Origin of the sequence: Caulobacter sp. SLTY, from assembly GCF_009905535.1 — a bacterium.
Classification (GTDB): Bacteria; Pseudomonadota; Alphaproteobacteria; order Caulobacterales; family Caulobacteraceae; genus Caulobacter.
Genome location: NZ_JAAALA010000076.1, coordinates 1 through 1,765 on the forward strand (window position 1 = coordinate 1; position 1,765 = coordinate 1,765).

Below are 1,765 nucleotides of genomic sequence, written 5' to 3' on the forward strand. Positions count from 1 at the left end.
GAACAGGTGAAGGAGATCACCCCGCTGCTGCCGAAGTACTTCGGCCAACTGCCAAAGGCGCCCGTGGAAATCCGCCGTGTGCCCAAGGCGATCGAGGCCGGGGCGCCAGGCGGCTACTACAACTCGCCCTCGCTCGATGGGAAGCGTCCGGGAATCTACTGGATCAACCTGCGCGACACGGCCGAGCAGCCCAAGTTCGTGCTGCCGACCCTGACCTACCACGAGGCCATTCCGGGTCACCACCTGCAGCTGGCGCTGAATAACGAGGCCGGCGACCTGCCGCTGATCCGCAAGATCATCGGCTTCTCGGGCTACAGCGAAGGCTGGGGTCTCTATGCCGAGGAGCTGGCGGTGGAGATGGGCATGTACAAGGGCAAACCGCTCGACGAGGCCGGCATGATCCACGACGCCATGTTCCGCGCCGTGCGCCTGGTGGTCGACAGCGGCATGCACTTCTATGGCTGGAGCCGCGAGCAGGCGGTGAAGTACTACGTCGACAACATCGGCGACCAGGAAAGCGGCGCGATTACGGAGATCGAACGCTACTGCGTCTGGCCGGGCCAGGCCTGCAGCTACATGGTCGGCAAGATCACCATCCTGGAACAGCGGGCGCGGGCCAGGAAGGCGCTGGGCGGCAAGTTCGACATCCGCAAGTTCCATGACGCCGTGCTGCTGTCCGGCGGCGTACCGCTGAAGGTGCTGGAGGACGTGGTCGGCGGCTACATCGCCCGGACCAAGGGCTGACCCTTGCCCCGGCGGCGGCTGGCTACAGCAGCCAGCCGCCGCTGTCGGCGCGGACGTCTCCGTTGATCTTCAACTGGTAGTCGGCCTGGCCGTCGCCATCGGTGTCGAGACGCAGGGTGGTGGTCCCGCCGCCGAAGGTCAGGGTCATCTGGCCGGCTGCGCCGCTGAACGCCCCGACCAGGACAAAGGCATCATCCGCTCCCGTCGAGGCGATGGCGTCGATCACCGACAGGTCGAGGTAGTCGCCCCCCGCCGTCGAGAAGTCGCTGATCGTATCGACCTCCAGAACACGGCCCCCGGGGACCAGGCTGGAGAAGACGGACTCCTGTCGGACGGCGAAGCTATCGCCGCCGGCTCCGCCGGAGAGGATGTCGGCGCCCGTTCCACCGATCAGGACGTCATTTCCGTTGCCGCCCTTGAGCAGGTCATTGCCGGCGGCCCCGTCGAGAATGTTGGCCCCGTTGTTGCCGTTCAGGGTGTTGGCCAGCGCGTTGCCGGTTCCGTTCAGATCGGCGACTCCCTGAAGGGTCAGGGTTTCGATGTCTGCGGCCAGGGTGTGGCTGATGCTTGCGCGCACCTGGTCGATCCCCTGACCCGACGCCTCGATGGTGGTGTCGCCGGCGTCATCGACGAGGAAGATGTCGTCGCCCAGGCCGCCGGTCATGGCGTCGGCGCCGGTCCCGCCGTCGAGCGTGTCGTTACCCTCTCCGCCGTCCAGGGTGTCGGTCCCCGCGCCGCCGAGCAGTTGATCGGCACCGGTCCCGCCGGTGAGGGTATCGTTGTCGGCCGCGCCGTCGAGGATGTCGTTGCCGGCCCCGCCCAGGATGGTGTCGTTGCCGTCCCCGCCCTCCAGCCGGTCATTGTCATCGGCCCCGTCGAGATTGTCCGCGCCGATGCCGCCGAGCAGTTGGTCGACGCCGGCCCCGCCGTTGAGGATATCGGCGCCGGCGCCGCCCTTGATCAGGTCGTTGCCGCCTTCGCCATTCAGGCTGTTGGCTCCGCCGTTGCCGTCGAGGACATT

The 1,765-nt window shown here is 67.3% G+C and carries 1 protein-coding gene and 1 pseudogene; one reads left to right on the forward strand and one right to left on the reverse strand.

The window, feature by feature from the left end:
* A partial coding sequence (locus tag GVN21_RS20285) for a DUF885 family protein (protein ID WP_166576551.1) occupies window positions 1–744 on the forward strand: 744 nt, incomplete at its 5' end.
* Between the two features lie 22 nt (window positions 745–766).
* On the opposite strand, the pseudogene GVN21_RS20290 reads toward GVN21_RS20285, so the two are convergent.
* Window positions 767–1,765, reverse strand: a pseudogene (locus GVN21_RS20290) (calcium-binding protein); the annotation flags it as partial.